The organism is Nitrospirota bacterium (assembly GCA_016214385.1).
In the GTDB taxonomy this organism is placed as follows: domain Bacteria; phylum Nitrospirota; class Thermodesulfovibrionia; order UBA6902; family JACROP01; genus JACROP01.
This window is the reverse complement of the sequence record JACROP010000157.1, coordinates 1-5,392: the sequence shown is the minus strand read 5'-3', so window position 1 is coordinate 5,392 and position 5,392 is coordinate 1. Positions and strand designations below refer to the sequence as shown.

General features: G+C 40.5%; 7 protein-coding genes. 2 read left to right on the top strand and 5 right to left on the bottom strand.

Annotation, left to right across the window (positions count from 1 at the left end; all coding sequences use genetic code 11):
* Together HZC12_09705 and HZC12_09700 are read right to left on the bottom strand one after the other, a co-directional pair.
* A partial coding sequence (locus tag HZC12_09705; protein ID MBI5026978.1) for a mechanosensitive ion channel family protein occupies window positions 1–233 on the bottom strand: 233 nt, incomplete at its 3' end.
* A gap of 12 nt (window positions 234–245) precedes the next feature.
* Window positions 246–1,454 (bottom strand): glycosyl transferase, encoded by a 1,209-nt coding sequence (locus tag HZC12_09700; protein ID MBI5026977.1) that lies wholly within the window; start codon window positions 1,452–1,454, stop codon window positions 246–248.
* A 270-nt stretch (window positions 1,455–1,724) separates the two neighbouring features.
* Here HZC12_09700 and HZC12_09695 point away from each other — a divergent pair, with 270 nt between their 5' ends.
* Window positions 1,725–2,297, top strand: a complete 573-nt coding sequence (locus tag HZC12_09695) for an isoprenylcysteine carboxylmethyltransferase family protein (GenBank protein MBI5026976.1) — start codon at window positions 1,725–1,727, stop codon at window positions 2,295–2,297.
* Between the two features lie 12 nt (window positions 2,298–2,309).
* Here the strand turns inward: HZC12_09695 and HZC12_09690 are convergent, their stop codons facing one another.
* The 3 genes from HZC12_09690 to HZC12_09680 form a co-directional block, all read right to left on the bottom strand.
* Window positions 2,310–2,903, bottom strand: a complete 594-nt coding sequence (locus HZC12_09690; protein ID MBI5026975.1) for a rubrerythrin family protein — start codon at window positions 2,901–2,903, stop codon at window positions 2,310–2,312.
* Between the two features lie 123 nt (window positions 2,904–3,026).
* On the bottom strand, window positions 3,027–3,449 hold the full coding sequence (locus HZC12_09685; GenBank protein MBI5026974.1) for a type II toxin-antitoxin system death-on-curing family toxin: 423 nt from the start codon (window positions 3,447–3,449) through the stop codon (window positions 3,027–3,029).
* A gap of 4 nt (window positions 3,450–3,453) precedes the next feature.
* On the bottom strand, window positions 3,454–3,711 hold the full coding sequence (locus HZC12_09680) for an excisionase family DNA-binding protein (GenBank protein MBI5026973.1): 258 nt from the start codon (window positions 3,709–3,711) through the stop codon (window positions 3,454–3,456).
* Window positions 3,712–4,366: 655 nt separating this feature from the next.
* On the opposite strand from HZC12_09680, the gene HZC12_09675 reads away from it, so the two are divergent.
* A partial coding sequence (locus HZC12_09675) for a HAMP domain-containing protein (GenBank protein MBI5026972.1) occupies window positions 4,367–5,392 on the top strand: 1,026 nt, incomplete at its 3' end.

Below are 5,392 nucleotides of genomic sequence, written 5' to 3'. Positions count from 1 at the left end.
TATCTTTCTGGAAGTTCGGAGATGGCAACACCGATGTAAAGTCCAATGGCAATGCACCAGTAAATAGAAGGTATTTTCAATGACTTAATTACTATATCATCAATCTTTGTCTCAGTCCTCGCTGCCCATTTGTGAAGGAGCCTGAAAGCAATACTCCTGATAACAAATAGTACAGATGCAGATATCAGGGTTATGATAACAGGAATTAATATCCTCTTTAAATTAATGTCCATCTGCCCCCCCAATCATTTATTATCCTCTTCCACTGCCTCTTTTATCGTATTGAGTATATCAGGGATTGCTGATGTTACCCTGTCCCAGCTCGGAATCAGAGGAACACCGAGTGGGTCTTCCATTATTATCTCTGCTGCTTTTTTTATCCCTTTTGTGAATGTATCCACTGCCAGGCTTTCCTCATGCCTATCAAAGACAAGACCATTAACAGCAGCATCATCCTCATATCTCTTGAGCATGTCCTGCGCAGTTCTCACATATGTTGCCATCAGTGTCTTAAAAAATCCTTCTGAAAAGACGATACCCTCTGATGCGAGTGTCCTCAGGATGGATTTACTTATATCAACAGCCATCTTATGAAGCCCCTTCGTTGCATCTTCTGGAGATAATTCCTGATGTTTATGTTCATAATTCTCAGCTATATCGACCTGACAAACCCTCCTCAGCGATGTATTCCTATAGACCTCTGCAAGAACACCAACCTCAAGTCCCCAGTCTCCTGGAATTCTATTAACCCTCGCCATATCAACATCCATAGAAAACTCGCCTGCAAGGGGATACCTGAAGCTGTCAAAGAATACCAGAAGGGGGTGATAACCAAGAATTTTCTGAAGCGCCCTTATAAGCGGTGTTACAAGGAGCCTCGTCATCCTTCCATGCATCCTGTCTGTTATCCTGCTGTAAAAACCCTTACAAAAATCATAATCAAGATTAGGATTTGCAACAGGATAACACAGCCTTGCAAGCATGTCCCCGCTATATGTGAGGATGTCGCAATCATGGAGTGCAATAGCCTTGAATTCCTGTCTGGAAAGGACATAACCATAGGCCATCCATGCTGATCTTCCCTTTCCATGTTCTCCAGTTGGCAGTTCAGCCTTTTCGATGGTTTTATAGATCTCATCTATCCTTGGCCCCGTATTCCAGATAATACTTGTCTTTTGTGGGAGCACCGAGAAAAATTTTTTTGCATGTTTAAATTCCTTCTCTGTTGCAGGTCCGAGGGTGACCACAATTTCCTTTATATATTTAACCCCCTTTAATTCCCTTACAATACCTTTTAATGCATCTCCCTCAAGTTCACTGTAAAGAGATGGCAATACAAGGGCAACTGGCCGTTCCTGGGTATACCAGGTTAGCTCTGCTTCGATTTTTTCAAGATCAACCCTTCCAAGCCTGTGAAAGGTTGCCACCACACCTGTTTGATAGAAATCGGACATTCTGCACCTCCAGAAAATTCTTAGTGCAATCGGTTAAATAAAAAGCAAGTTCTGTCATTCTGAGCCCCGATGCTTCGGGGCGAAGAATCTCGTCTCTTTTTTTTATGCAAAGGGAGTGAAAAAGTAACTATAAAAAGCCTATCAAAAAGGCAGCATAAAGTCAAAGCTCAATCAACTCCCTGAATTCAGAAAGATATACAGTTAAATGGAGCACTACTTCAGTGCTCCATAAATTGCCTTAAGTTAAGGCAATGATTATAATCCTTAATTATGAAAGACGCCCTTGCCCTCATCGCCCTGATACTCTGGCCTGTAGTGCCGCTTTTCTGGATACCTGTGCACTGCGTCCCTCAGCTCTTTAGAAAACTCGGTTTCTTTACATACGGTATGCCTGTTATTACATGGCTTCCCCTTGTATTTCTCTTATATCAAAACAGGGAATTCCTTCTTGCCCATAAAATATCCTTTGCAATGCCTATAACTGTGCTCGGCGCAATTCTTTTATTCTCAGGGACAATGCTCCACATCTGGACTGGATGGCTCCTTGGTCTGTGGGGTCTCATAGGTCTTCCAGAAATCCATACAAAAGTCACGGGAAAACTTATGACAAAAGGGCCATTCTCTGTTGTCAGGCACCCCACATATCTGGCCCACAGCCTGATGTTCTCAGGAGTGTTTCTCATTACAGGAGTGATAACTGTAGGCATTGTTACTGCACTTGATTTTGCAATAGTCTATTTAGCCGTCATTCCACTTGAGGAAAGGGAACTCTCAAGGCGCTTTGGTGAAGAATACGAAAAATATAAAAAGGCAGTGCCTAAATTTTTTCCACGGATAAAATAAACTAAATAGTCCCTAATAGTTTTCGACAAAAATTTCAAAATAGCCCTTCGGGTGGCGACAGGACGGACATACGTCAGGCGCCTCTTCGCCTTCGTGCACATACCCGCAGTTCCTGCACTTCCATAAAACCTTTCCCTTCTTTTTAAAGACAGAGCCTGTCTCAATATTTTCTGCAAGCTTTAGAAAACGCCTCTCGTGCCTCACCTCAACTGCGGCAATTGCCCTGAACGTCCCGGCTATCTCAGGAAATCCCTCTTTATCAGCTATATCAGCAAAACCCGGGTAAAGTTTTGTCCATTCCTCATTCTCTCCCGAAGCGGCTGCCTTTAGATTTTCAATTGTATTACCATAAGCAACAGGATAAGAGGCATTGATGTCTATCATCGTGGGTTGTTTGCCATTTAACCCTTCGATGGCGTGCATGAAAAATCTCTTTGCGTGTTCCTTTTCGTTATCTGCTGTCTCCTGGAATATGGACTCAATCTGCATATAACCTTCTTTCCTGGCAACTGATGCATAATAGGTGTACCTGTTCCTTGCCTGGGACTCTCCTGCAAACGCCTTCAAAAGACTATGCAAAGTCTCTGTATTCTTTAACGACTTCATAACATCCTCCTTTCAGATTTTGCATTTAGCATAAATGGGTATTGTTATTTTCAATTTTACCTGAATTCCCTCCTGAAATCATCCACCCAGGAACCTTCTTTCCTATAGTGGTTGAATAAATATTTAGCCCGCCATATCTACAATGTGTGCTTTAAAAAATTTCTCTATTGCCTTTACAACCTCTTCCTTAACCTTGCGATGACTCTGAGCTACCCATACCGTAAAATTATAAAGTTCCTGCGTATCAACTTTTATCCACTTTTTATTTTTATAGAGAAAGACAAACAATGTCGTCATAGCGATTCTTTTATTGCCATTCTGAAAAGGATGGTTCTTAATCATAAGAAAAAAAAGGATACTTGCTCTGGATACAAGACCAGGATACAACGGTTTTCCTGAAAAACTTTGAAAAGGGGTAGCTAAACAGCTTTCTAAAATATTAGGGAAGCGTGTTGAAAAATCCGGAATTGGCTCATCAAAGGCTAACAGTTCATGGGCCAGTCTAAAAGCAATATATTCTACCTCCCTTACAGTGATGACCTTCATTTTGTTATTCCCTGCCCAAAAGTCTTAATACTTCCCCGTATTCTTTAATTGTCTTTTTTATGGCCTTATCAATTTCTCTTTTATCTTTCTCCTTGAGGGTTTTGCCTAAAATATCTGCTATGTACTTCTGGGGGATAGCAAAACTCCTTCCAATTCTGATAGCCTCTATCTGACCCTTTTTCACCTTTTTATACACAGCGATTCTACTGACTCCTATAATTTTGGCTAACTGGGATATTGATATATATTTATTTTTTTCCATAAATACCACCCCCTTCTAAGTATGCATTGTCTAATCTTTTTTATGATTTATTTTATGTTAACCTGCTTGCATAATGTTAACAATTGTTAACACTTTTTATTTAAGTTAACATAGAAAGATAGAAAAATCAAATATTATTAGGGCAGAGGTAGTGTAAACTTTGAGGGTGTTGCCGAATGTCATTCTGAGCCCCGATGCTTCGGGGCGAAGAATCTCGGTTTTATAACTCATTGAAAGAATGAGATTCTTCGCTCCGCGGAGTTTACACTGAACGAAGTGAACGTGCTTCGTTCAGAACGACAAATAGGCATATTTTGGAATTCGGCAACAGCCTCCTTTTCTGTGTAAAAATCCTACAGTAGAAAAAGACAATGGTGTATTCTCCATTGTTCAAAAATTTACTCTTAAAGGGATGGAAGGAATACAAGAGGAGTTTTAGAGATTATGCGGGAGATACATGATGAAGATGTAAAGCTGTTTCAATAATGCTCAGAGTATTGAGAGGATTGCATATGCGGTATTAAGTCATTTGAATGATCAATGGGGAAGAAGACCCTTAAAGAAATTTACGCGGAACTCTTGACATTACCTACTTTTTAAGGAACATATAAGGAAGACGAAATATAAGGCATTAACATTTACAACGGAGCTAATTATGAAGATAATGAAAAAGATTACTATCGGGTATCTAATCCTCGCCGCCATCATTATCGCAGGAGGTTATTTTAATGTTATATCCCTCCGTTCTGCAGATAAAGGCTTTCATGAGGTATCTGAAGAAAGCTGGCCCCGGCTTGAGGCGCTTGAGAAGATGAGATACGCAAGCCAGAGAATCGTTTCATCAACAACCGAATACGGATTCCTGATGGCTGAGAGTAGAGCATCAGGCGTGAACGCTAAAGACGAACTTGAAAAAGAGGTAGAACTTATTCAGTCAGGGGTGTCTTATTTAAATGATGCACTTGGAAGATACAGGGATCTGTCCAGTAATTCTGACAATGAGCTTGAAATATATGAGTCAATTAAGGCAAAGGGCGACGAACTTATAGAGACTGCTTTCATGATAATAAATCTGAAAAAAAAGGGCATCTTCGGTGAAAGGATACTTGAGATGAAGGAGGATTTTGAGGATATTGAAATGGATATCCTTGATCTTATTAAGAAGGCTATTGAAAACGAGAAACATGAACTTGAAGGCGCGGATAAGTATGTTCATGATGCCTTTCATAGAACTGTTATTATGATTGTGGTGTTTGCAGCAGCAATATTTATTATTGCGTTCTTAAATGATATATACATCTCAAGGGCAATGGTTAATCCTATTCTTACGCTTAAGGATGCATCACAAAAGGTTAGTCAGGGAGAATTCAATATTAAATTGGCGCCAAGGAGCAATGACGAGATAGGCGAACTTACCAACAGCTTCAACAGGATGGTATCTGATCTAAAGAACATCAGGGATGCTCTCATCATGGCAAAGGAGGCGGCGGAGGCAGCCAATCTGTCAAAATCCCGTTTTCTTGCAAATATGAGCCATGAAATAAGGACTCCCCTTAACGGCATTATAGGCATGACAACATTGACCATGGATACTGAGCTTACATCTGAGCAGAGGGACTATGTCGTTACTATACAAAAGAGCGCCCATGCGCTTCTGGATATTCTCAGCGATATCCTTGAT

Excerpts from the sequence above, each read along its gene's own strand:
- HZC12_09690 (MBI5026975.1), bottom strand. The coding sequence starts at position 2,903 with ATGAAGTCGTTAAAGAATACAGAGACTTTGCATAGTCTTTTGAAGGCG.
- HZC12_09700 (MBI5026977.1), bottom strand. The coding sequence starts at position 1,454 with ATGTCCGATTTCTATCAAACAGGTGTGGTGGCAACCTTTCACAGGCTT.
- HZC12_09695 (MBI5026976.1), top strand. The coding sequence starts at position 1,725 with ATGAAAGACGCCCTTGCCCTCATCGCCCTGATACTCTGGCCTGTAGTG.
- HZC12_09680 (MBI5026973.1), bottom strand. The coding sequence starts at position 3,711 with ATGGAAAAAAATAAATATATATCAATATCCCAGTTAGCCAAAATTATA.
- HZC12_09685 (MBI5026974.1), bottom strand. The coding sequence starts at position 3,449 with ATGAAGGTCATCACTGTAAGGGAGGTAGAATATATTGCTTTTAGACTG.